At 62.9% G+C, this 23152-nt stretch carries 20 protein-coding genes and 2 pseudogenes; 12 read left to right on the forward strand and 10 right to left on the reverse strand.

Annotated elements, in window-relative coordinates:
* Window positions 1-151: 151 nt before the first annotated feature.
* From mltG to fabD, 6 genes are all read right to left on the reverse strand, one after another.
* Entirely contained in the window at window positions 152-1414 is a 1263-nt protein-coding gene (gene mltG / locus AC0V8S_RS28220; RefSeq protein WP_475434710.1) for an endolytic transglycosylase MltG, read from the reverse strand.
* Window positions 1415-1516: 102 nt separating this feature from the next.
* Window positions 1517-2779, reverse strand: coding sequence for a beta-ketoacyl-ACP synthase II (gene fabF, locus AC0V8S_RS28225; RefSeq protein ID WP_475434712.1), 1263 nt, complete (start codon window positions 2777-2779; stop codon window positions 1517-1519).
* A gap of 34 nt (window positions 2780-2813) precedes the next feature.
* Entirely contained in the window at window positions 2814-3050 is a 237-nt protein-coding gene (locus AC0V8S_RS28230; protein WP_006203723.1) for an acyl carrier protein, read from the reverse strand.
* Window positions 3051-3249: 199 nt separating this feature from the next.
* Complete coding sequence (gene fabG / locus AC0V8S_RS28235; protein WP_095202578.1) at window positions 3250-3987, reverse strand: 3-oxoacyl-[acyl-carrier-protein] reductase; 738 nt, start codon at window positions 3985-3987, stop codon at window positions 3250-3252.
* 40 nt (window positions 3988-4027) lie between these two features.
* Window positions 4028-4252: a type II toxin-antitoxin system RelB family antitoxin gene (gene relB / locus AC0V8S_RS28240; RefSeq protein WP_475434728.1), complete on the reverse strand. Its 225-nt coding sequence runs from the start codon at window positions 4250-4252 to the stop codon at window positions 4028-4030.
* 60 nt (window positions 4253-4312) lie between these two features.
* Window positions 4313-5260 (reverse strand): ACP S-malonyltransferase, encoded by a 948-nt coding sequence (fabD, locus tag AC0V8S_RS28245; protein ID WP_475434730.1) that lies wholly within the window; start codon window positions 5258-5260, stop codon window positions 4313-4315.
* A gap of 278 nt (window positions 5261-5538) precedes the next feature.
* Here fabD and AC0V8S_RS28250 point away from each other — a divergent pair, with 278 nt between their 5' ends.
* Entirely contained in the window at window positions 5539-7467 is a 1929-nt protein-coding gene (locus tag AC0V8S_RS28250) for an LTA synthase family protein (RefSeq protein ID WP_475434731.1), read from the forward strand.
* A 50-nt stretch (window positions 7468-7517) separates the two neighbouring features.
* On the opposite strand, the gene AC0V8S_RS28255 is transcribed toward AC0V8S_RS28250, so the two are convergent.
* The 4 genes from AC0V8S_RS28255 to AC0V8S_RS28270 form a co-directional block, all read right to left on the reverse strand.
* Window positions 7518-9155 carry a pilus assembly protein gene (locus tag AC0V8S_RS28255; RefSeq protein WP_475434732.1) on the reverse strand — a complete coding sequence of 546 codons (1638 nt, stop codon included), beginning with the start codon at window positions 9153-9155 and terminating at the stop codon, window positions 7518-7520.
* A 315-nt stretch (window positions 9156-9470) separates the two neighbouring features.
* Window positions 9471-10022 carry a transposase family protein gene (locus AC0V8S_RS28260; RefSeq protein ID WP_475434734.1) on the reverse strand — a complete coding sequence of 184 codons (552 nt, stop codon included), beginning with the start codon at window positions 10020-10022 and terminating at the stop codon, window positions 9471-9473.
* Window positions 9938-10537 carry a helix-turn-helix domain-containing protein gene (locus AC0V8S_RS28265; protein ID WP_475434736.1) on the reverse strand — a complete coding sequence of 200 codons (600 nt, stop codon included), beginning with the start codon at window positions 10535-10537 and terminating at the stop codon, window positions 9938-9940. The genes AC0V8S_RS28260 and AC0V8S_RS28265 overlap by 85 nt, the downstream gene beginning before the upstream one ends.
* Window positions 10538-10788: 251 nt before the next feature.
* Window positions 10789-11943, reverse strand: coding sequence for an ISNCY family transposase (locus tag AC0V8S_RS28270; protein WP_475434737.1), 1155 nt, complete (start codon window positions 11941-11943; stop codon window positions 10789-10791).
* Window positions 11944-12328: 385 nt separating this feature from the next.
* On the opposite strand from AC0V8S_RS28270, the gene rpsF reads away from it, so the two are divergent.
* The 11 genes and pseudogenes from rpsF to AC0V8S_RS28325 all read left to right on the forward strand — a co-directional run bounded on the left by rpsF (window position 12329) and on the right by AC0V8S_RS28325 (window position 23106).
* On the forward strand, window positions 12329-12829 hold the full coding sequence (gene rpsF / locus AC0V8S_RS28275) for a 30S ribosomal protein S6 (RefSeq protein ID WP_010915168.1): 501 nt from the start codon (window positions 12329-12331) through the stop codon (window positions 12827-12829).
* Complete coding sequence (gene rpsR / locus AC0V8S_RS28280; RefSeq protein ID WP_006203718.1) at window positions 12829-13077, forward strand: 30S ribosomal protein S18; 249 nt, start codon at window positions 12829-12831, stop codon at window positions 13075-13077. The genes rpsF and rpsR overlap by 1 nt, the downstream gene beginning before the upstream one ends.
* A gap of 217 nt (window positions 13078-13294) precedes the next feature.
* Window positions 13295-13879: a 50S ribosomal protein L9 gene (rplI, locus tag AC0V8S_RS28285; protein ID WP_095202533.1), complete on the forward strand. Its 585-nt coding sequence runs from the start codon at window positions 13295-13297 to the stop codon at window positions 13877-13879.
* A gap of 175 nt (window positions 13880-14054) precedes the next feature.
* Complete coding sequence (locus AC0V8S_RS28290; RefSeq protein WP_475434742.1) at window positions 14055-15347, forward strand: class I SAM-dependent methyltransferase; 1293 nt, start codon at window positions 14055-14057, stop codon at window positions 15345-15347.
* 91 nt (window positions 15348-15438) lie between these two features.
* Window positions 15439-15762 carry a YnfA family protein gene (locus tag AC0V8S_RS28295; protein WP_475434744.1) on the forward strand — a complete coding sequence of 108 codons (324 nt, stop codon included), beginning with the start codon at window positions 15439-15441 and terminating at the stop codon, window positions 15760-15762.
* A gap of 1 nt (window position 15763) precedes the next feature.
* Window positions 15764-16742 (forward strand): annotated as a pseudogene (locus AC0V8S_RS28300) (small ribosomal subunit Rsm22 family protein).
* A 218-nt stretch (window positions 16743-16960) separates the two neighbouring features.
* On the forward strand, window positions 16961-18451 hold the full coding sequence (locus AC0V8S_RS28305) for a replicative DNA helicase (RefSeq protein ID WP_095202537.1): 1491 nt from the start codon (window positions 16961-16963) through the stop codon (window positions 18449-18451).
* A gap of 99 nt (window positions 18452-18550) precedes the next feature.
* Entirely contained in the window at window positions 18551-19954 is a 1404-nt protein-coding gene (gene radA, locus AC0V8S_RS28310; RefSeq protein ID WP_095202538.1) for a DNA repair protein RadA, read from the forward strand.
* A 46-nt stretch (window positions 19955-20000) separates the two neighbouring features.
* A complete protein-coding gene (locus AC0V8S_RS28315; protein ID WP_475434746.1) occupies window positions 20001-20663 on the forward strand; it encodes a CvpA family protein in 663 nt (220 codons plus the stop codon).
* A 104-nt stretch (window positions 20664-20767) separates the two neighbouring features.
* A complete protein-coding gene (gene purF, locus AC0V8S_RS28320) occupies window positions 20768-22237 on the forward strand; it encodes an amidophosphoribosyltransferase (RefSeq protein WP_183457872.1) in 1470 nt (489 codons plus the stop codon).
* Window positions 22238-22364: 127 nt separating this feature from the next.
* Window positions 22365-23106, forward strand: a pseudogene (locus tag AC0V8S_RS28325) (SDR family NAD(P)-dependent oxidoreductase).
* Window positions 23107-23152: the final 46 nt, after the last annotated feature.

Raw genomic sequence — 23152 nt, forward strand, 5'->3', positions numbered from 1 at the left:
TGCACACCCCTGGCGCATCACCCCGAAGCCAGTTTCCGGACAGGGGCAAATGCTGCTTAAAAATGACCACGCCGTGGGTGCGTCGAAATCGGACGCGTGGCGTTTCTTTCAAATGTCAGGCTGCCGCCTTCCGGGCAACGCCTTTTTTATCTTACTGGGCGTCGCCCGCATCGCCGCCGGCATCGCCATTATCGCCACCGGTGCCGTCGCTGCCATCGGCAGGCTTGTCGGCGGCAGGCTTATCGGGAGTGCCATTGGCACCAGCGGCAGCCTTGGCCGCGTCATCGGCCTGCTTCTTCTGCAACGCACGATAGCGGGCGACGTTCTCATTGTGCTCGTCCAGCGTCGCGGCAAAGACGTGCCCGCCCGTGCCGTCGGCGACGAAATAAAGATCGTCGGTCTTCGATGGATTGGCCACGGCCTCAAGCGCGGCACGGCCCGGATTGGCGATAGGCGTCGGCGGCAGACCATTGATCAAATAGGTGTTGTAAGGCGTCTGCTTCTGGATGTCCGACTGGTAGATCGGGCGGTCAGCGGGCTTTCCCTTACCGCCGAACAGACCATAGATGATGGTCGGATCGGATTGCAGGCGCATGCCCTTGGCCAGCCGGTTGAGGAAGACGGCGGCGACGCGCGAACGCTCGTCACCCTTGCCGGTTTCCTTCTCAACAATCGAAGCCAGGGTGACGAAGTCCTCGATATTGGCGAGCGGCAGGTCCGGGGCGCGCCGCTGCCATACCTCGTCGACCAGCTTCTTCTGATCGGCCACCAGCTTGTCGATCATCTGCTGGCGCGTCGCGCCGCGCGTGAAGCGCAGCGTATCGGTGGCAAGGCTGCCCTCGGGGGGCGTTTTCGCCGGCATGTCGCCGCTCAAGGCGGGTTCGTCGGCGATACGCTGCAGGGCCTGGTCAACCGTCAGCCCTTCCGGAATGGTCAGCGAGTACATCACCGACTTGCCGCTCTTCAAAAGCTCCATGATGTCGCGCATGGATGCCCTGGGCTTGATCTCGTATTCGCCGGCCTTGAGTGCGGAATCGTTGCCGAAGGCGCGCACGCCGAGGCGGAAGACGCGGGCGTCGCTGATCAGTCCGCGACGCTCAAGCTGGTCGGCGATGTCTGCGACGCCGGTGTTCGGCTTGACCAGGAAGGTGTCGCCATTGGCCGAGGGACCGGCTTCGGTGAATTCCTGCTTGCCGAAGTAAAGCGCCGCGCCCGCCGCCAGAACCATCAGCATCACCAAGGAGATGACGAAGTTCATGAACACGACGACCTGGCTGCGCGAAGCGCGCGAGCGCTTCGGCGGCGGCGTTCCGGCTTCCGGCCGCAAGGCCTCGCTGGCTGTCTTCGGCACGATCGGCCCGGTATTCGCCGGCCTTTGCCCGAATTCTCCGTTGCCCGACGGATTTGTGTTCATCTTGCCCTACCGTTTGATCGCCCAACGAATCCCCTGCGGCAGAGTAGGGGCGAATATGGCAAAATTGACGGCACACCGAAGCTTCGCCCGGCAGCCGGACGATCAGCCATTGTAGCGCTGGAACACAAGCGAAGCGTTGGTGCCGCCAAAACCAAAGGAATTGGACAACGCCACGTCGATCTGGCGAGAGCGAGGCTTGTTCGGCACCAGGTCGATCGCGGTTTCGCGCTCGGGGTTGTCGAGGTTGATGGTCGCCGGCGCGACATTGTCCCGGATAGCCAGGATCGAAAAGATCGCTTCGGCGGCACCCGCCGCCCCCAGCAGATGGCCGATCGACGACTTGGTCGACGACATCGAAATCTTCGACGCGGCATTGCCGACAAGTCGCTCGACCGCGCCGAGTTCGATCGTGTCGGCCATGGTCGAGGTGCCGTGCGCGTTGATGTAGTCGATATCCGCGGGCGTAAGCTTGGCCCGGTTCAACGCCGCGGTCATGCAACGGAAGGCCCCGTCGCCATCTTCCGCGGGAGCCGTGATGTGATAGGCATCACCGGTGAGGCCGTAGCCGGTCACCTCGGCGTAGATTTTCGCCCCGCGCGCCTTGGCGTGCTCGAGTTCTTCCAGCACCACAACACCGGCGCCCTCGCCCATGACGAAGCCGTCGCGGTCGCGGTCATAGGGACGCGACGCCGTCTGCGGCGTGTCATTGCGGTCGGTCGACAGAGCCCGGCAAGCGGCAAAGCCAGCGATCGACAGCCGCGTCACCGGCGCTTCGGCGCCACCGGCGACCATGACGTCGGCATCGCCCCACATGATCAGCCGGGCCGCATCGCCAATGGCGTGCGCGCCGGTCGAACAGGCCGTGACGACGGCATGGTTCGGGCCTTTCAGCCCGTGCCGGATCGAAACCTGGCCGGAGACGAGATTGATGATCTGGCCTGGGATGAAGAAAGGGCTGATGCGGCGCGGACCGCGCTCCTTGAGGATCATCGCGTTCTCGGCGATGCCCTCGATGCCGCCAATACCCGAACCGATGAGCACGCCGGTGGCGCATTGCTCCTCGTGGGTCTTGGGCTCCCAACCGGAATCCTTCAGCGCCTCGTCGGCGGCGGCAATCCCGTACAGGATGAAGTCGCCGATCTTGCGCAATTCCTTCGGCTCGAGCACGGCCTCGGGATTGAAGGTGGCATTGCTGCCGTCGCCACGCGGAACGACGTGGGCGATCTTGCAGGCAAGATCCTCCACCTCGAACTCGGTGATGCGCTTGGCGGCGCTGCGGCCGGTCAGAAGTTCCTTCCAGCTGTGCTCGAAGCCCATGCCGAACGGCGACAACAACCCAAGGCCCGTGACGACGACACGCCTCATCGCAGGTCCTCCCCGGTGATGACTGCTGAAAGCGTCAGGCCGAAGCCTTGTCGATGTACTTAACCGCGTCGCCGACGGTCAGGATGGTCTCGGCTGCGTCGTCGGGAATCTCGACGCCGAATTCTTCTTCGAACGCCATGACGAGTTCGACCGTGTCGAGGCTGTCGGCGCCCAGATCATCGATGAAGCTCGCCTGCTCCGTCACTTTGTCGGCATCGACGCCAAGGTGCTCGATGACGATCTTCTTGACGCGCTCTGCGGTGTCACTCATTTGGGGCATCCTCGTCTTTTGTTTGTCTGTCTTCGTTAGCGGGCAGAATGCCGCTAATCAAGCTGAAAGATGGTCCTGCCGGAAACGCAACGGCTACAGACCGGTTTTTGCCCGAACCGCCGGGTTGCGGGCCGCATTACACGAAAAATGGCGGAGGTCCAAGGCGAAATGGTCTCTTTTCACAGCCCCGCTGTATCCGTCAAATCATGGCCATGCCGCCGTTGACATGGATGGTCTGGCCGGTGACGTAGGCGGCTTCATTTGAGGCGAGGTAGGCGACCGCGGACGCCACTTCAACGCTCGTGCCCATGCGGCGCGTCGGAATCGCCGCCATGATCGCCTCTTTCTGCTTGTCGTTGAGCTTGTCGGTCATGGCCGATTCGATGAAGCCCGGGGCGACGCAGTTGACGGTGATGTTGCGGGTGGCGATCTCCTGCGCCAGCGATTTGGAGAAGCCGATCATGCCGGCCTTGGAGGCACAGTAATTGGTCTGGCCGGGATTGCCGGTCACGCCGACCACCGAGGTGATGTTGATGATGCGGCCATGGCGGCGGCGCATCATGGGGTGGGTGAGTTCGCGGGTCAGCCTGAACACGGCGGTCAGGTTGACCTCGAGCACGGTGTCCCAGTCGGCATCCGACATGCGCACGAACAGCCCGTCCTTGGTGATGCCGGCATTGTTGACCAGGATATCGACACCTTCGAGCTCGGCCTCCGCCTTCTGGCCAAGCGCCTTGACCTCGTCGCGGTTCGACAGATTGGCCGGGAACAGTTTGACCCGCTCGCCAAGTTCGCCTGCCAAGGTCTCCAGTTTCTCGATGCGGGTGCCGTGCAACCCAACAATGGCGCCTTGCGCATGCAGCACGCGAGCAATCGCCTCGCCGATGCCTCCCGATGCGCCGGTGACGAGCGCCTTGCGGCCGGTCAGTTCGAACATGTCTCTTCCTTCTCTCAAGTCGGACAGCCGTGGAGTTTGGCTATCTGCAGACGTCGCTGTTCCAGAAGTCCTCGGCTTTCAAAATGCCTTCTTCGCCGCTTCTGATCCGCACTAGCACCTCTGCGGCAAGGTAGTAATCCTCTACATTCTCAAGGCCCCGCTCAATGAATTCGCGGAGATAGTAAGCCTTGCTGCGGCCGGTTTTAGCCGAAAGCGAATCCAGCCGTCGGTCGATTTCAGAAGAAAGACGGATCGATGTGGGCATGCCGCACCTCGTTACGATGCATGTATGTGGCCACGCGCCGGTGAATTCAAGTTGGGCAGGTCAAGCAAGTGCGGCCAGCGCGGCCTCGACGTCGGCCGGCGTGCCGACGGCTGATGCCGCGATGTCGCGGTTGATACGCCGGGCCAGGCCCGACAGCACCTTGCCGGCGCCGATCTCGTAGAGTGTCGCAACGCCGTTCGCGCCGAACCATTCCACCGTTTCGCGCCAGCGCACGCGGCCGGTTATCTGCTCGACAAGGCGCCGCGCGATCTCGTCGGGATCGCTGGTCGGGGTCACGGTGACGTTGGACAGCACGGGCGCCGCCGGCGCATGCTTGGTCACGCCGGCCAGCGCCTCGCGCATGACATTCGCCGCCGGCGCCATCAGCGCCGAATGGAAGGGCGCCGAGACCTGCAGCATCAGTGCCCGCTTGGCGCCCTTTTCAGTGCATAGTTTCGCCGCCAGTTCGACCGCGGCCTTGGCGCCGGAGATGACCAGCTGGCCGCCGCCATTGTCGTTGGCGATCTGGCAGACTTTGCCAGCCCCTTGCGCGGCCTCGGTGCAAGCGGCTTCGACATCCGCCTGCTCCAGTCCGATGATCGCCGCCATGGCGCCCTCGCCGGCCGGTACCGCCGCCTGCATGGCGTTGCCGCGGATGCGCAGCAGCCGTGCGGCATCGGCAACGGAAACAAAACCAGCGGCGGCAAGGGCTGAATATTCGCCCAGCGAATGGCCGGCGACATAGGCGACCTTGTCCTTCAGCGAGAAACCGCGCGCTTCCAGCGCCCTGATCACCGCCAGTGACACCGCCATCAGCGCCGGCTGCGCGTTGGCCGTCAGCGTCAACGTTTCTTCCGGACCTTCCCAGATCAGCTTCGACAGGTTTTCGCCGAGCGCGTCGTCGACTTCCTGGAAGACCCTGCGCGCCTCGGGAAAGGCGTCGGCGAGCTCTTTGCCCATGCCGACAGCCTGGCTGCCTTGTCCCGGAAAGGTGAATGCGACGGCCATGCGAGGGCTCCCGAAGACTGGTTTTACTTGCCTGATAACACGAATTTTCCCTGCCTGTGGCGCAAGGCAGGCCGCCAAGTCAAGCCCGGTTCAACCTGGTGCCAGCTCCGAGCTGCGCGCCGAGTGCCTGTTCCAAAAGGCTTTTCGGCGATCACTCCTGATGAAAACCGCTCACGAATCGTTTGCTGGCTCTTCTTATTTCCGCCACAGGCGCTAGCTTTGCGTGACAATTATATGACAATCGCGTGACTTGGGTTGTCGCCGGGTGGGAAGTTAAAGTGGCAAAGAGTTCGAAACGCGCCAGCAAAGCTGCGCCGCAATTCCTGGAAGACGATCCGTCCACCGGCTATCTGCCGGGCCGGAGATGGCCGGTCGTCCGCTATGGGCTGATCAGCCTGGCGATCTCGGCCATCCTGGTGTTTGCCATCGAATTGATCGTGCGCGGTGATGTTGCCGGTACCGTTTCCTTCTTCCTGCAGCCGCTCAAGCCGGGTTGGACGACCATCGTCGTGTTCGCGCTGATCCTCATCGGTCTCGATGCCGTGCTCGGACGCAGCCATCAAAGCCTGATGATCGTCGCGCCGTTGACGCTGTCGCTGGCCTTTGTCGGCCACCAGAAATCGCATTATCTGGGCGACCCGCTCTACCCCACGGATTTCCTCTACTCCCGCCAGATCGTCGCCCTGCTGCCGCTGCTTGTGCGTGACCGGCCGATGACGGCGCTCGCCATGGTCGTCGGCATCGTCGCCGGCCTGTCGCTGCTCGTCTATGGCTGGCGGCTGTGGCGCCGCAAGGTTCCAGCACTCAGCCGCAAGGGCCGCCTTGCCCGGCTGACGCTGGCCGTGCCGCTGCTCGCCTTCTTCGTCTCGATCATGGATTACGCCACCTTCTCCTGGACCAGGGACCGGCTGCAGATCATCCCGATCATGTGGGACCAGAAGGAAAACTACGCCTCCAACGGCTTTGCGCTCGCCTTCGCGCTCAACGTGCCGATGGCGCATGTCTCGGCACCGCCGGGCTATACGGATAAGGCGATCGCGGCGATCGAGAGGCCGCAGATGACAGCCACTGTGCCCGATGAAAAGCCCGACATCATTGTCGTCATGAGCGAATCCTTCTGGGATCCGACCAAGCTGCCCGGCGTCACCATCACGCCGGATCCCATTCCCACCGTGCGGGCATTGCGTTCCGGTTCGATGTTCTCGCCCGAATTCGGCGGCATGACCGCAAACATCGAATTCGAGGCGCTGACCGGCTTTTCCAACGCCTTCCTGCCGGCCGGCAGCATCCCCTACCAGCAATATGTGCGCACGCCGACGCCTTCGATGGCGACTTTCCTGAAGAGCGAGGGCTACAGGGCGCGCGCCATCCATCCGGGCACCAACTGGTTCTGGAACCGTGGCGCGGTCTATGCCGATTTCGGTTTCAACGATTTCAAGTCGGAAGAGACGCTGCCGCCCATGGAAAAGCGCGGACCGCTGGCATCGGATGCGGCGATGACGGACGAAATCATCCGCGAAGCCGACGCCAGCGACGACCCGGTGTTCTTTTTCGCGGTCAGCCTGCAGAACCATGGCCCCTATGAACCGAACCGCTATTACAACCCGACCCACGCGGTGCAGGCGCCGATCAGCCAGTGGGCACGCGACTCGCTGCTGAGCTACGCGGAGGGTTCAGCCGACGCGGACCGCGGCCTTGAACGGCTGATCGAATGGGCCAAGAAGCGTTCCCGCCCCACCGTGATCGCCTTTTTCGGCGACCATCTGCCGCCGCTGGGGCCGGTCTATGTCGAAACCGGCTTCCTGAAAGACAATGTCGCGCCACGTAAGGAAGCAACGCCGCAAGACGCACTGGAGCATCATCAGACTCCGCTGATCATCTGGTCGAACCGCTCCGGTTCGGTCGAGAACCTTGGCGCGGTGAGCCCGGCCTTCCTGCCTTATCATATCCTCACCACCGCAGGGATTACCCATCCCTACTACACGGGGTTTCTGGGAGAGATGCGTGAACACTACCGCGTCGTCGACCGCAACCTGCTGCTGACGCCGGCCGGCGAGGCCACGCCTGACTGGTCGCGGCAGAAGGAGATCGACCCGGCGATCCGCGATTTCCGGCTCATCCAGTACGACATGATGTTCGGCAAGCGCCATGCCGCGCCCGACTTTTTCCCCGAAACGGTCGACAAGGTCGTCGCCCACACAAGTTGAAGGCCTCGATCCCGTTTGAGACGTGACCACGCCATACGGGGATTGAGTGCTCAATTGGTCAACTGCAGCCTTGAGAACTTGTTGGCGATCTGCTGGAAGACGTCCGGCAGTTTGGCCGGATCATTGACGGCATAATAGCCGCTCGGGTCCGAAGCGCACGCACTGTAGAGCGTGCGGTTGGCGGCGGTGTCGGACTGCAGCACCATTGTGTAGATTTGCACACCCTGGTTCTTCAACTGCGTGCACACGCTCTTGGTCCAGCCATCGACATTGCGCGCCGCCGCCGTCTGGTTGTCCGACCCGAAGCGACCCCCAGCCAGATAGCCATAGGATGTGTAGTCGGATTTGGTCGGCTGGTTGCTGGCGCCATAGACGACATTCTCACCGTCGGTGAGCAGCATGACGATCTTGCTGACGCCTGCCGTTTTGAACGGCGCACCGTCGGTATAGGGCGCGCCGGGTGATAGCACCCGCATGCCCCATGACAGGCCCTCCGAGACGTTGGTGCCGGAACCGTTCCACTCCGTCATCTGGCTCGCCGCCTTGCGCAATTTGTCGAAATCGTCGGTCAGGGGAACCACGGGGGTCGGGCAGGAACGGTTGGGGCCGACGGTGATCGCGCTGCCGGTCTCGGTGACGATTTGGTTCGTCGACGCGACATATTTGGCGACCTTTTCCAGGTCTGCGGCCAACAGTGCGTCGACCACGCCGCCAAGCAGGCCGCTGAGGTCGATACCCAGTATGTTGACGCCTGGCTCGGCGAGCTTGACCTTATCGATGGTGTCGTCGAGGTACGAGTTGTTGTAGCCGGTCGCCGAGTTGCCGTAGGAGCCAGACCGCCTGGTGGCAGGCGCCGGATCGTCGGGAGCAAAGTAAGGCACGAACAGCGTGTCGGGTCTGTTCGGATCCGGTGGCGTATCAGAAATATTATAGGTGCCGGGGCGCGCCTCGACGCAGCCTTTCCAGCCGGTGTCTTTCCATCCACCCATCAGCCCCAATTGCTTGAATAGCGCCATGTGGTTCGGCCGCTTGCCGTCGATGACGGGGAAATTGATGCCGTTGGTCGAGGACTTGCCGTCCATGTCGATCCAGGACGGATCGAACTCGTCGCCATTGACGTTGACTGCCGTCACGAAGGGAACCAGCGAGGCACGCACCTGGCGCGTCGGCGATTTTGTCGACTCGAGCGTGTCCAGCAAGGACTTCGTCGCCGTCCTCAGTGCCGTCATGCGGGCACCGGCCATCGAGCCGGTATTGTCCAACACCAGCACGACTTCGAGCTGGTTGTTCGATTCGACGGCCGAGGCGTCGACGACGATGTGCTTGTTCTGGCCGAACAGGAAAGCGAAGTTCAAATTGACGTCCGCCGAGGCAACCGCCCTGGTCTTGACGAAGTTGACGCCCCTGTCGACGGTCAGCGTCGCCTGCGCGTTGGCGAGTTCGCCATGTCCGGCGATGTTGGCCTGAAAATAGCGGTCGAAGGCGTCGTTGCGGGTAATTTCCAGATCACCGAGATGCGAAGAGGCGAGGTTTGCGGCGTCGAGCGCATTCTGCAGGTTGCTCTTGGCCCGCATGATGGTGGACACGTCGACCGCGAACGCCACCGCCGACAGGATGGCCGGCAGCCCGAGCCCCATCAGCAGCGCGAAATTGCCGCTCTTCGAGCGCCAGAACCTGTTGAGAAGCATCCTTACCCCCGAAATGCTTACCCGCTTGATCTGCGCGGATTGCCCGGGCTTTTGCGCCTTCCATGATGAATCGACCGTTGACGGCAGGGCTCAACCCTGCACAACCTGACATTGTGGTTAAGGGCCGGTTGCAGGGAACGCGCCAGGCCATACCGGCGCTGCCGCCTGATTTTGCGGCGCCCTGCGACATCGGGAACGCCGCTTGCCCTGTCGGTAGCTAATCAAGTTGTCCGGTTTGGTAGCACATTATTTGTCCGCTTCTGTTTTGCGTCGAAGCGGTTCACGCGGCTTGCCTGATGCGGCAAGTTTCTTCGATTACGGCGCCGTCCGGCGTGTATCGAGCAATGCGGCGCGGCCCATGGAAGACCGCAAGCGTCCCATCCGGATAGTGCCTGATCTTGACTTGGCTTTGACGAAGTGATGTCGGATCGGGCTATGCGGCAGCTGCAATCGCAGTCGCGCGAAGGCGACCGTGTTGTCGCGGGCAACGACGCGCTCCTCCTCGATGCACAGGATCTGGGACAGTTGCTGCGGGTCGACGGCAACAAAGGCGCTGTCTTCAACCGCGGCCGGCCTGGCGAAGCGGGCATTGTGAGCCGGCAGATAGGTCTGTGCGATGAAGCGGTTGGCGGCCTGGATATCCGCAATGCCGGCCAGGGCCAGTTCCTTGGGCAACCGATCCTGCAAGGTCGCGAACATCCGCTCGGAGCGCCCCCTGGCTTCGGGCGAATAAGCCGGGATATGCTCGATGCCCAGATGCCGCAGCGCCCGTCCGACTTGGGTCAGCCGGCTCTTGTCGACCGCCTCGCCGGCCTTGAGCGTGACGAAATAATGGCTGCCACGATCGGTGTAGAGGCTTGACGGCAATCCCTTGGCGACAAAGGTCTCCAGAAGTCCCTGAAAGCTCGACGCCGTGCCTTCCTCCCAATCAGGAAGGCCGAATAGATCGTGCTCGTCGCGTCGTCCATCGTCACGATCAGGTCGAGCATAGGCTGGCTGTCCAACCAGGCATGCCGGCTGCCATCCTGATGCAGCATCATCCCCTCGCACGGCTTCCTTTCGCGCTTGCGCCGGTGAGCACCGCGCCGCTTGGCCCGTTCAACCAAGCCTGCCGCGTGAAGCTGCGTCTTGATGAAGGTATAGCCCCAGCTGAAGTTGTGATCGCGCAGCAGGTGCTCGTGGAAATGCTTCACATTCCAGCCAAGGTAGCGATGACGATAAAGCTCCAGCATCTCCTCGATCGCTTCCGCAGGCACCCGACGGGTCGAAAGCTTGCCTAACCGTCGATCGAGCAACCCAGCTTCCCCAGCCTCTTCATAGCGGTCGCGGTAACGCCGGAATTGCCGCTCCGACATCCCCAACAACTCACCAGCCTCCAGCATCGAAAGATCGCCGCCATTCCAACGGCTCAAAACGTCCCGAAACTTCTGCATTCTCCGGCCCTGTAGCCATGCCGTCCGTCTCATCCTCAGCCTCCAGCGGGCTGACAATAAAACCGGACAACTCATGTGCTACCTAATCCGGACAACTCATCTGCTTACGACAGGAACGCCGCTTGCCCTGTCGGTAGCTAATCAAGTTGTCCGGTTTGGTAGCACATTATTTGTCCGCTTCTGTTTTGCGTCGAAGCGGTTCACGCGGCTTGCCTGATGCGGCAAGTTTCTTCGATTGCGGTGCCGTCCGGCGTGTATCGAGCAATGCGGCGCGGCCCATGGAAGACCGCAAGCGTCCCATCCGGATAGTGCCTGATCTTGACCGTGGCTTTGACGAAGTGATGTCGGATCGGGCTGTGCGGCAGCTGCAATCGCAGTCGCGCGAAGGCGACCGTGTTGTCGCGGGCAACGACGCGCTCCTCCTCGATGCACAGGATCTGGGACAGTTGCTGCGGGTCGACGGCAACAAAGGCGCTGTCTTCAACCGCGGCCGGCCTGGCGAAGCGGGCATTGTGAGCCGGCAGATAGGTCTGTGCGATGAAGCGGTTGGCGGCCTGGATATCCGCAATGCCGGCCAGGGCCAGTTCCTTGGGCAACCGATCCTGCAAGGTCGCGAACATCCGCTCGGAGCGCCCCCTGGCTTCGGGCGAATAGGCCGGGATATGCTCGATGCCCAGATGCCGCAGCGCCCGTCCGACTTGGGTCAGCCGGCTCTTGTCGACCGCCTCGCCGGCCTTGAGCGTGACGAAATAATGGCTGCCACGATCGGTGTAGAGGCTTGACGGCAATCCCTTGGCGACAAAGGTCTCCAGAAGTCCCTGAAAGCTCGACGCCGTGCCTTCCTCCCCAATCAGGAAGGCCGAATAGATCGTGCTCGTCGCGTCGTCCATCGTCACGATCAGGTCGAGCATAGGCTGGCTGTCCAACCAGGCATGCCGGCTGCCATCCTGATGCAGCATCATCCCCTCGCACGGCTTCCTTTCGCGCTTGCGCCGGTGAGCACCGCGCCGCTTGGCCCGTTCAACCAAGCCTGCCGCGTGAAGCTGCGTCTTGATGAAGGTATAGCCCCAGCTGAAGTTGTGATCGCGCAGCAGGTGCTCGTGGAAATGCTTCACATTCCAGCCAAGGTAGCGATGACGATAAAGCTCCAGCATCTCCTCGATCGCTTCCGCAGGCACCCGACGGGTCGAAAGCTTGCCTAACCGTCGATCGAGCAACCCAGCTTCCCCAGCCTCTTCATAGCGGTCGCGGTAACGCCGGAATTGCCGCTCCGACATCCCCAACAACTCACCAGCCTCCAGCATCGAAAGATCGCCGCCATTCCAACGGCTCAAAACGTCCCGAAACTTCTGCATTCTCCGGCCCTGTAGCCATGCCGTCCGTCTCATCCTCAGCCTCCAGCGGGCTGACGATAAAACCGGACAACTCATGTGCTACCTAATCCGGACAACTCATCTGCTTACGACAGGAACGCCGCTTGCCCTTGCCTTATCAGTGGATTGCTGTATAGACGCCGCCAATCTGCCGGTCCCAGCTGGGGGCTGAACGGAGGGCCGGAGGTTTTATCAAAAGCCTTCGTGTGAAGCCGGAAGTGCTTCCGCCTCCCGTGTCTCCGCTCTCGACCGTCTCGTCATGCTCCTTTCTTCCCCGCCCCTTAACCGGGACCAGTGGGTCAGAGAAGTTGCAGAGGCTTTTGCCGCCGGGAACCGGGAGAGAAACGAAGAAAGGCACGAAGACATAATGGCTCTTTACGAACATGTGTTTCTTGCCCGGCAGGACCTCTCGCAGCAGCAGGTCGATGCGCTTGTCGAACAGTACAAGGGCGTCATCTCCGCGAATGGCGGGTCCGTCGGCCGGGTCGAGAACTGGGGACTGAAGTCCCTCACCTACCGGGTCAACAAGAACCGGAAGGCATACTACACGCTCATGGACCTCAACTGCCCGCCGGCAGCGCTCAACGAGATGGAGCGCCAGATGGGTCTGTCCGAGGACGTCTTGCGTTTCCTGACCATCAAGGTCGAGGCGCATGAGGAAGGTCCGTCGGCCATGATGCAGAAGCGAGAAGAGCGCTCCGAGCGCGGCAGCTTCGGCGACCGCGACCGTGGCGATCGTGGTCCGCGTTCGTTCGGCGACCGTGATCGCGGTGACCGTGGCGATCGTCCGCCGCGTTCGTTCGGCGACGCCGGTGGCGATCGTGGTCCGCGCCGTCCGCGCGAAGGCTTTGAAGGGGGTGCAGAATAATGGTCGACATCAACCAGATCCCGACCCGGCGCCCGTTCCATCGTCGCCGCAAGACCTGCCCGTTCTCCGGCGCCAACGCGCCCAAGATCGACTACAAGGACGTGCGTCTGCTGCAGCGCTACATTTCCGAGCGCGGCAAGATCGTGCCGTCGCGCATCACCGCCGTCAGCCAGAAGAAGCAGCGTGAACTCGCCAAGGCGATCAAGCGCGCCCGCTTCCTCGGCCTGCTGCCCTACGTGGTCCGCTAATTCTCTCGAACGGGCGGTTCGCCGCCCGTTCCTTTCACCGGCCATGACGGGCATGACCGGTTCAGCCATCAAATCCCGAGTTGAGGTTAAAAGCCTCTAACTGCCGCGACAGGCAGGACAGCGACACCGGCGCTCAAGGCGCTCAAGCTTCCTGACCTGTTCCAGAGAATTCGGCGCCTGCCCTGCGGACGGACGCCCAACCAAAAGGAACAAAACCATGGAAGTCATTCTTCTCGAACGCGTTTCCCGCCTCGGCCAGATGGGCGATACCGTCAAGGTCAAGGACGGCTTTGCCCGTAATTTCCTGCTGCCGCAGGGCAAGGCGCTGCGCGCCAACGAAGCCAACAAGAAGAAGTTCGAAGGCCAGCGCGCCCAGCTCGAGGCCCGCAATCTCGAGCGCAAGTCGGAAGCCAGCCAAATTGCCGAAAAGCTCGACGGCAAGAGCTTCATCGCGGTCCGTTCGGCCGGCGAAACCGGCCAGCTCTACGGTTCGGTGTCGACACGCGACATCGCCGATCTGGTGACGGCGGAAGGCTTTTCGGTCAACCGCAACCAGATCCTGCTCAACCAGCCGATCAAGACCATCGGCCTCACCAATGTGGCGATCGCACTGCATCCGGAAGTCGAAGTCACCATCACGCTCAACATCGCGCGCACGGCCGATGAAGCCGAGCGTCAGGCCAAGGGCGAGACACTGACCACCGCCGAAGCCATCTATGGCGACGACATCAACGACAATGCGCGGCCGGAAAACTTCTTCGATCCGAACGCCGAGTTCGAAGGCGGCGAAGACAACGCCTGATCGCGTACGACAAGCGAGGGAGCAGCGCTCCTATCACTTTGTCGTCATCCAGCCTTTGTGGACCAATGCCCGGGCCTCTCGCCCGGGCATTTTTGTACCAAATGGAACTTTGCGAACCCCTATATATTGTTGCAGAATTAAGGCAGCCAGTCTGACCGTGAGGGGACATTTGGTTATGAACATCCTGCTGAAGCGCGTTCTCGACCGCCTGGTGCGCACGGGCAATCTCAAGGTAACCGGGCCCAAAGGCTCGACAGTCATCTTCGGCGACGGCAGCGGCGAGCCGGTGCATATGCACATCAAGACCGCGCATGCCGAGCGCGCCATTAGCTTCGATCCGATGCTGGCGGTGCCTGAAGCCTATATGGATGGCGAACTCGACATTCTCGAGGGCGGCGTGCTGGGTGTGATGCGCATCGCCTTCCAGAACATGGGCAGCGGCGGCATCGACGCGACATGGTCGAAAGCCATCGAGGGCCTGCGCCACGCCTTCCGCCGCCTGCAGCAGATCAACACCGCTTCGCGTTCGCGCCGCAACGTGCAGCGCCACTACGATCTGTCTGGTGATCTCTACCGGCTCTTCCTAGACGAGGACATGCAGTATTCCTGCGCCTATTTCGAACAGCCGGACATGACGCTGGACGAGGCGCAGGCCGCCAAGAAGCGCCATATCGCCGCCAAGCTCAGGCTGAAGGCCGGCCAGACCGTGCTTGACATCGGCTCCGGCTGGGGCGGGCTTGGCCTCTATCTGGCCAAGGCGTTCGACGTCGACGTGCAGGGCGTGACGCTGTCGACCGAACAGCATGGCGTCGCCACCGACCGGGCGCATGCGCAAGGCCTGGAAAACCACGTCCATTTCGAGCTGAAGGATTATCGCGAACTCAACGAACGCTTCGACCGCATCGTTTCGGTCGGCATGTTCGAACATGTCGGCGTGAACCACTTCCGCACCTTCTTTGACAAGGCGGCGACGTTGCTGAAGCCCGATGGCGTCATGCTCCTGCACACGATCGGCCGCTCCGGCGTGCCGTGGGCGACCAGCGCCTTCATCCGCAAGTATATTTTCCCGGGCGGCTATATCCCGGCCATGTCGGAGGTGCTGCCGGCGATCGAGAAGTCCGGCCTCGTGGTCACCGACGTCGAGATCCTGCGGCTCCACTATGCCGACACGCTGAAGCACTGGGGCCAGCGCTTCGCCGCCAACCGCGACAAGGCCAAGGCCATCTACGACGAGCGCTTCTGCCGCATGTGGGAATTCTATCTGGCCGCTTCGGAAGCCGCCTTCCGCTGGCAGGATCTGGTCATCTTCCAGTTCCAGCTCGCCAAGCAAAACGACACGCTGCCGGTGACCCGCGACTATATGGCCAAATGCGAAAAGGCGCTGGAAATGCGCGACATGGGCCGCCGCGAAGCGGTGCCCGTCGAGAAGCCCGTCAAGCCTGCCCGCCGCCGCAAGGTGGCGGAATAGAGACGAACGTTCGCAGGCTTTCGCCATTGGCGCTTGCCATTCCCGGCCCCTGCCCTGAAAAAGGCCTCGTGATCGTCGCGAGGCCTTTTTCATGACCTATCTCCTCTATGCCGCGGCGGCGTTGGCCGAGATTGCCGGCTGTTTTTCGGTATGGGCCTGGTGGCGGCTGGAAAGATCGCCGCTGTGGCTGGCGCCGGGCTTCGTCTCGCTGCTTGTCTTCGCCTGGCTTCTGGCGCTGGTCGACACCAACGCCGCGGGCCGCGCCTATGCCGCCTATGGCGGCATCTACATCGTCGCCTCGTTAGCCTGGCTGTGGCTGGTGGAAGGCGTGCGGCCCGACCGTTGGGACCTTGCCGGTGCTGCGCTCTGCATAGCCGGCGCTTCGGTCATCCTGCTCGCACCGCGAGGAGCATAGTGTGGAACTGCCACCCTCTCTTCGACAAGCTGTCGATCGTATCCTGGAAAAAGTACCGCTGCCGGAACTGAAGCAGGCGGCAAAGACACTCTCCGACCGCTACCGCGCCGAACTGCGCGACGGCCGCCTGCACATGGCGCAGGACATGGCGGTCAAGGCCTATCTGGCGACGCGGCTGCCGGCGACCTATGCCGCGGTCCGCGCCAGCCTCGATGCGCTCAACGAAGCGCGGCCGGATTTCACGCCGAAAATCCTGCTCGATGTCGGCGCAGGTCCTGGTACGGTGCTTTGGGCCACCAGCGCGCTCTGGCCCGATCTCGAACAGGCCGTCTTGCTGGAAGCAAGTGCCGGCGGTGCGCAAGGTCGGCGAGACGCTAGCCGCCGATGCCATCACGGCCCGCACCGTCTGGCGGGCCGGCGACGTCACGATAGACCTTGCCGACCTTCAGCCGGCGGACCTCGTCACCTGCGCCTATGTGCTGGACGAGATCGTGCCGGCATCGCTGCCCAAAATGGTCGACCGGCTATGGCAGCTGACGACAGACACATTGCTGATCATCGAACCGGGCACGCCGGCGGGTTGGCAGCGCATTCTGGCGGTTCGCGCGCAGTTGATCGCGGCCGGCGCGCATCTGCTGGCGCCTTGTCCGCACAAGGCGCCCTGCCCGCTCACCCCGCCTGACTGGTGCCACTTTTCCCGCCGCGTCGCCCGCTCGCGCCTGCACCGGCTGGCCAAGGACGCTGATGTGCCTTGGGAAGACGAGAAATTCATCTATGTCGCCGCGTCGCGCCAGCCGGCCGCCTCGCACGCCGCTCGGGTCATCGCACCGCCGAAATCCGGTTCCGGCAAGGTTCTGCTCAAGCTTTGCCAGGAGGACGGCACGGCCACGGAGCAACTGTTCACCAAGCGTGACAGCGCGGACTTCAAGCTGGCCCGGCGGCTGGACTGGGGCGACCGGCTGGACCCAGGCAGCACGTGAACGACCGATTGTTCTTGCTTCGTTCCAAGGCTTCGCATAAGAATCGCAGCTTGCCGAGTCAACCGGAATCGGGACACAGGAACACTGTCCTGTGGACGGTTTGTCGTTCCTGTGAACAACGGGCATCAAGGCTGTTTGGTCGAGCGGTGATGCAGAAAGGTCAGCACGGTTTCGTCTCGTTCTGATATCGAAAGGCCGGGATCTAGATCGGGGACATCATGGCAGAGGCAGCGCGGAAATTCGGCGTGGCGGAGCAACCGCTCTATCGCGAGGCGCCGAACAATATCGAGGCCGAGCAGGCGCTGCTCGGCGCGATCCTTGTCAACAACGATGCCTTCTATCGTGTCTCCGACTTCCTGAAAGCCGGCCATTTCTACGAGCCGCTACACAGAAAAATCTTCGATGTCGCGGCCGAGCTCATCCGCATGGGCAAGGTGGCGACGCCGATCACGCTAAAAACCTTCCTACCGGCCGATGAGAAGGTCGGCGACATGACGGTGGCGCAATATGTCGTGCGGCTGGCGGTCGAAGCCGTCACCGTGGTCAACGCCACCGATTATGGCCGCGCCATCTACGACCTGGCGACACGCCGCGCGCTGATCACCGTCGGCGAGGACATGGTCAACATCGCCTATGACGCGCCGGTCGACATGTCGCCGTCCGAGCAGATCGAGGACGCCGAGCGCCGGCTGTTCGAACTGGCCGAAACAGGCCGCTACGATGGCGGCTTCGAGAGCTTCACCGACGCGGTCAAGACCGCGGTGGACATGGCCAACGCCGCCTATATGCGCGACGGCCATTTGTCGGGCCTTGCCACCGGAATGCGCGATCTCGACCGCCGTATGGGTGGCCTGCAATCGTCCGATCTGATCGTTCTTGCCGGTCGCCCTGGCATGGGCAAGACGTCGCTCGCCACCAACATCGCCTTCAACGTCGCGGAGGCCTATGTGCCGGCGCAGCAGGCCGATGGTTCGTTCAAGGCCGCCAATGGCGGCGTGGTTGGCTTCTTCTCGCTCGAAATGTCGTCCGAACAGCTGGCGACCCGTATCATTTCCGAGCAGACGGAAATCTCTTCGTCAAAAATCCGCCGCGGCGAAATCACCGAAATGGATTTCGAAAAGCTGGTCGCCTGTTCGCAGACCATGCAGAAGATCCCGCTGTTCATCGACCAGACCGGCGGTATCTCCATTGCCCAGCTGTCTGCCCGCGCGCGTCGCCTGAAGCGCCAGCGCGGCCTCGACCTGATCGTCATCGACTATATCCAGCTGATGCAGGGTTCATCCGCCAGGGCCTCGCAAAACCGCGTGCAGGAAATCACCGAGATCACCACGGGCCTGAAGGCGCTGGCCAAGGAGCTGGCGGTGCCGATCATCGCGCTGTCACAGCTGTCGCGTCAGGTCGAAAGCCGCGACGACAAGCGCCCGCAGCTCTCCGATCTGCGTGAATCCGGCTCGATCGAGCAGGACGCCGACGTCGTGATGTTCGTCTACCGCGAGGAGTATTACCTCAAGAACCGCGAGCCGAAGCTTGGCACCGAGGAATACGTCAAGTGGGAAAACGAGATGAACGAGATGCGAGGCAAGGCCGAGGTGATCGTCGCTAAGCAGCGCCACGGCCCGACCGGCTCGGTGACGCTCGCCTTCCATGGCGAATTCACCCGCTTCTCCGATCTGGCGGAAGAGCACCATATTGCGGAGAGGTTTGAGTAGCCTCTTGCCACCTGTCGCAACAGAAAAACGGGACCAAGGCGCTCTGTGGCGCCCGCCAATCTCTCAAGCGTTTTCGATCCCCTCCTCGGGTCACGCCTGATGGCCAAATCGCGCGTCCAGTTCATCTGCCAGAACTGTGGATCGGTGCATCAGCGCTGGGCCGGTAAATGCGATGCCTGCGGCGAATGGAACACGCTGGTCGAGGAAGGCACGTCCGGCGGCATCGGCTCGGGGCCGGCCAACACACGCAACGCCCGCAAGGGCCGCGCGGTGGTGCTAACCACGCTTTCGGGCGATATCGAAGACGCGCCGCGCATCATCTCGGGCATCGGCGAGCTCGACCGCGCCACCGGCGGCGGTTTCGTGCGCGGCTCCGCACTACTGGTCGGCGGCGATCCCGGCATCGGCAAGTCGACGCTGCTCACCCAGGCTGCGGCCGCTCTTGCCTCCAAAGGTCACCGCATTGTCTATGTCTCGGGCGAAGAAGCCGTCGCGCAGATCAGGCTGAGGGCGCAGCGGCTCGGCGTCGCCGACACGCCGGTGGAACTGGCAGCCGAGACCAATGTCGAGGACATTCTTGCCACGATCGCCGACGGCAAGCGGCCGGATCTGGTCATTCTCGATTCCATCCAGACGCTGTGGACCGATCTTGCCGATTCGGCGCCGGGCACGGTTACCCAGGTGCGCGCCGCCGCCCAGGCGATGATCCGCTATGCGAAATCCACCGGGGCTGCGATCGTGCTGGTCGGCCATGTCACCAAGGAAGGCCAGATCGCCGGCCCGCGCGTGGTCGAGCATATGGTCGATGCCGTGCTTTATTTCGAGGGCGAAGGCAATCATCACTTCCGCATCCTGCGCACGGTGAAGAACCGCTTCGGGCCGACCGACGAGATCGGCGTCTTCGAAATGTCGGACAAGGGCTTGCGCGAGGTCGCCAATCCATCCGAGCTGTTCCTCGGCGAGCGGCATGCGAAATCGCCGGGTGCCGCCGTTTTCGCCGGCATGGAAGGCACGAGGCCTGTTCTGGTCGAGATCCAGGCGCTGGTGGCACAATCCTCGCTCGGCACGCCACGCCGCGCCGTCGTCGGTTGGGACGGAGCTCGCCTGTCGATGATCCTGGCGGTTCTCGAAGCCCATTGCGGCGTGCGCTTTGGCCAGCACGACGTCTACCTCAACGTCGCCGGTGGCTACCGCATCAGCGAGCCGGCGGCCGATCTCGCGGTCGCCGCCGCACTGGTTTCCTCGCTCACCGGTCTTGCCCTTCCGGCCGATTGCGTCTATTTCGGCGAAATCAGCCTTTCGGGCGCTGTGAGGCCGGTTGCGCATGCGCAGCAGCGCCTCAAGGAAGCCGAAAAGCTGGGTTTTGGTAGCGCGGTTCTGCCCTTGGGCAGCGAGGAACTTGCTGGAGGGATCGGGGCCGGCGCTTTCCAGCCCACCGAGCTTGCCGACCTCGTGGCACGCATAGCCGGCTCACGGCGCAGCCGTGTCGACGATGAAGAGTGACGCGGCTCGCCGAGCCGTGAAAAGAGATCGGAGTGGGGCGAAAGACATGCCGATTACGCTGCTAGACGGAATCCTGGTCGGCTTCACCCTGGTCTCGGCGATGCTCGCCATGGTTCGCGGCTTTTCTCGCGAGGTCCTGTCGGTCGTCTCATGGGCGGCGGCGGCAGCGGCGGCTTTCTTCTTCTACAAGCCGGTCCTGCCCTATCTGAAGCCCTACATCGAGAATGAGAAGATCGCCATGGCGGCTTCCGCCGGCGTTGTCTTCATCATCGCGCTGATCGTCGTCTCGGTCATCACCATGAAGCTCGCCGACTGGATCATCGATTCGCGGATCGGCGCGCTCGACCGCACGCTCGGTTTCCTCTACGGCGCCGCGCGCGGCATCCTGGTCGTTGCCGTGGCGCTTTTGTTCTTCAACTGGCTGGCCGGCGCCAAGGCTCCGGCCTGGGTGACGGAGGCCAAGTCGCGGCCGCTGCTGGAACAGATCGGCGCCAAGCTTGAAAGCCTGCTGCCCGAGGATCCGGAAAACGCCATCCTGAAAAAGCTCAATCCGAATCAGCCGGCTGCCGAGACGCCGGCAGCGCCTGACGCACCGGCGGCGGATGCCCCTGCCGGCGGCGATGACGCCAACGCACCAGCGCCCGACGACAACGACGCCGCCCCTGCCGACAACACGGCCAAGCCGGCACCGGCAGCACCGGCGAACTGACGCTCGAAACAGGCGTCGGAGCGGACGATGGTGTGAACGACTGCACGGCGCGCGTTGCTTTCGACGCGAACCCGCACTATATGGCGATTTTAGCGGAGCTTAAGATGGCAGACGCAGACGACGTGCTTTCCGCCGAGGCCGACGACCATTTCCACGACGAATGCGGTGTGTTCGGCATTTTCGGCCGACAGGACGCGGCGGCAATCGTCACACTCGGCCTGCATGCGCTGCAGCATCGCGGCCAGGAAGCAGCCGGCATCGTTTCCTACGATGGCAGCCAGTTCCATGTCGAACGCCATGTCGGGCTGATCGGCGACACCTTCACCAAGCAGCGCGTCATCGACAGCCTGCAAGGCAACCGCGCCATCGGCCACACGCGCTACGCCACGACCGGCGGCGCCGGCATGCGCAACATCCAGCCCTTCTTCGCCGAGCTCGCCGATGGCGGTTTTGCTGTCGCCCACAACGGCAATTTGACCAACGCCATGACGGTGCAACGAGCGCTGCAGAAACAGGGCGCGATCTTCTCCTCCACCTCCGACACCGAGACGCTCCTACACCTGGTTGCGACCAGCAAGGAGCGCGACCTCAACTCGCGCTTCATCGACGCCGTGCGGCAGGTCGAGGGCGCCTTCTCGCTGGTGGCGATGACCGCCAAGAAGATGATCGGCTGCCGCGACCCGCTCGGCATTCGGCCGCTGGTGCTCGGCGATCTCGACGGCGCCTGGATCCTCGCCTCCGAGACCTGCGCTCTTGACATTATCGGCGCGCGTTTCGTGCGCGACCTGAAACCCGGCGAGATGGTCGTCGTCACCTCCAAGGGCATTGAAAGCCTGTTCCCGTTCGAGCCGCAGAAGACCCGCTTCTGCATCTTCGAATATGTCTATTTCGCCCGGCCGGATTCCTCGGTCGAAGGCCGCAACGTCTACGAAGTGCGCAAGCGCATCGGCGCCGAACTGGCACAAGAGAACCCGGTCGAGGCCGACATCGTCGTGCCGGTGCCGGATTCCGGCACCCCGGCGGCGATCGGCTTCAGCCAGGCGGCAGGCATTCCCTTCGAGCTCGGCATCATCCGCAACCACTATGTCGGCCGCACCTTCATCCAGCCCGGCGATTCGATCCGCCATATGGGCGTCAAGCTGAAGCACAACGCCAACCGCCGCATGATCGAGGGCAAGCGCGTGGTTCTGGTCGACGATTCGATCGTGCGCGGCACCACCAGCCAGAAGATCGTGCAGATGGTGCGCGACGCCGGCGCCAAGGAAGTGCATATGCGCATCGCATCGCCACCGACCAGCGCCTCCTGCTTCTATGGTGTCGACACGCCGGAGAAGTCGAAGCTTCTGGCGTCACGCATGTCGGTGGAAGAGATGGCCGAGTTCATCCGCGTCGATTCGCTCGGCTTCCTCTCGATCAACGGGCTCTACCGCGCCGTCGGCGAGGCCAGCCGCAATGACGACCAGCCGCAGTTCTGCGACGCCTGCTTCACCGGCCAGTACCCGACCCGCCTGCTCGACTTCGAAGGCCACGACAATGTGCGCACGCTGTCGCTGCTGGCGAATAACGGGGCGTAGGCTAGAGCAGTTCACCGTTTCACGGAAAACGGCGAACCGCTCTAACTATTTGTTTTGACACAATTCCGGACGGAAAACCGCTTCACACTTTTCCTGGAATTGCTCTGGACCTTACGGAAATTCTCGCATGACCCTCGACCTTACCGGCCGCGTTGCGGTCGTCACCGGCGCCTCGCGTGGCATCGGCTATTTCATCGCCAGGGAATTGGCCGCCGCCGGCGCGCATGTCATCGCGGTTGCGCGCACGGTCGGTGGGCTGGAAGAACTGGACGACGAGATCAAGGCAGCCGGTGGCCAGGCGACGCTGGTGCCGCTCGATCTCGCCGATATGGCCGGCATCGACCGGCTGGGCGGCGCCATCCACGAGCGCTGGGGCAAGCTCGACATTCTCGTCGCCAATGCCGGCGTGCTCGGCGTCATCTCGCCGATCGGCCATGTCGAGGCAAAAACCTTCGAGAAGGTGATGACCATCAACGTCACCTCGACCTGGCGGCTGATCCGCTCGGTCGACCCGCTGCTCAGGCTTTCGGATGCCGGCCGCGCCATCATCCTGTCCTCCAACGCGGCGCATTCAGCGCGCGCGTTCTGGGCGCCCTATGCGGCATCGAAGGCGGCGGTCGAAAACCATGATGCGCTCGTGGGCACACGAGACGCAAAGCCTGCCGCTGCGCGTCAATGCCGCCGACCCCGGCGCCACCCGCACCGCCATGCGGGCCCAGGCCGTGCCCGGCGAGGATCCGGAGACGCTGCCGCATCCTTCCGAAATCGCCAAGCGCATCGTGCCGCTGGCGAGCCCCGAGCTGAAAGAGACTGGACTGATCTTCCAGGCCAAGCACAATCGTTTTGTTGCCTACCGGCAACCGGAGTAGCAGCATCCTTTTGCCGGAAGAATTCGGGCACTCCCGACGTTCTTCG

The sequence above is a fragment of the Mesorhizobium oxytropidicola genome (genome assembly GCF_056174625.1).

Coding starts and splice junctions, on each gene's coding strand:
- mltG (WP_475434710.1), bottom strand. CDS start 1,414: ATGAACACAAATCCGTCGGGCAACGGAGAATTCGGGCAAAGGCCGGCG.
- fabF (WP_475434712.1), bottom strand. CDS start 2,779: ATGAGGCGTGTCGTCGTCACGGGCCTTGGGTTGTTGTCGCCGTTCGGC.
- AC0V8S_RS28230 (WP_006203723.1), bottom strand. CDS start 3,050: ATGAGTGACACCGCAGAGCGCGTCAAGAAGATCGTCATCGAGCACCTT.
- fabG (WP_095202578.1), bottom strand. CDS start 3,987: ATGTTCGAACTGACCGGCCGCAAGGCGCTCGTCACCGGCGCATCGGGA.
- relB (WP_475434728.1), bottom strand. CDS start 4,252: ATGCCCACATCGATCCGTCTTTCTTCTGAAATCGACCGACGGCTGGAT.
- fabD (WP_475434730.1), bottom strand. CDS start 5,260: ATGGCCGTCGCATTCACCTTTCCGGGACAAGGCAGCCAGGCTGTCGGC.
- AC0V8S_RS28255 (WP_475434732.1), bottom strand. CDS start 9,155: ATGCTTCTCAACAGGTTCTGGCGCTCGAAGAGCGGCAATTTCGCGCTG.
- AC0V8S_RS28265 (WP_475434736.1), bottom strand. CDS start 10,537: ATGCTGGAGGCTGGTGAGTTGTTGGGGATGTCGGAGCGGCAATTCCGG.
- AC0V8S_RS28270 (WP_475434737.1), bottom strand. CDS start 11,943: ATGCAGAAGTTTCGGGACGTTTTGAGCCGTTGGAATGGCGGCGATCTT.
- rpsF (WP_010915168.1), top strand. CDS start 12,329: ATGGCTCTTTACGAACATGTGTTTCTTGCCCGGCAGGACCTCTCGCAG.
- rpsR (WP_006203718.1), top strand. CDS start 12,829: ATGGTCGACATCAACCAGATCCCGACCCGGCGCCCGTTCCATCGTCGC.
- rplI (WP_095202533.1), top strand. CDS start 13,295: ATGGAAGTCATTCTTCTCGAACGCGTTTCCCGCCTCGGCCAGATGGGC.
- AC0V8S_RS28290 (WP_475434742.1), top strand. CDS start 14,055: ATGAACATCCTGCTGAAGCGCGTTCTCGACCGCCTGGTGCGCACGGGC.
- AC0V8S_RS28295 (WP_475434744.1), top strand. CDS start 15,439: ATGACCTATCTCCTCTATGCCGCGGCGGCGTTGGCCGAGATTGCCGGC.
- AC0V8S_RS28305 (WP_095202537.1), top strand. CDS start 16,961: ATGGCAGAGGCAGCGCGGAAATTCGGCGTGGCGGAGCAACCGCTCTAT.
- radA (WP_095202538.1), top strand. CDS start 18,551: ATGGCCAAATCGCGCGTCCAGTTCATCTGCCAGAACTGTGGATCGGTG.
- AC0V8S_RS28315 (WP_475434746.1), top strand. CDS start 20,001: ATGCCGATTACGCTGCTAGACGGAATCCTGGTCGGCTTCACCCTGGTC.
- purF (WP_183457872.1), top strand. CDS start 20,768: ATGGCAGACGCAGACGACGTGCTTTCCGCCGAGGCCGACGACCATTTC.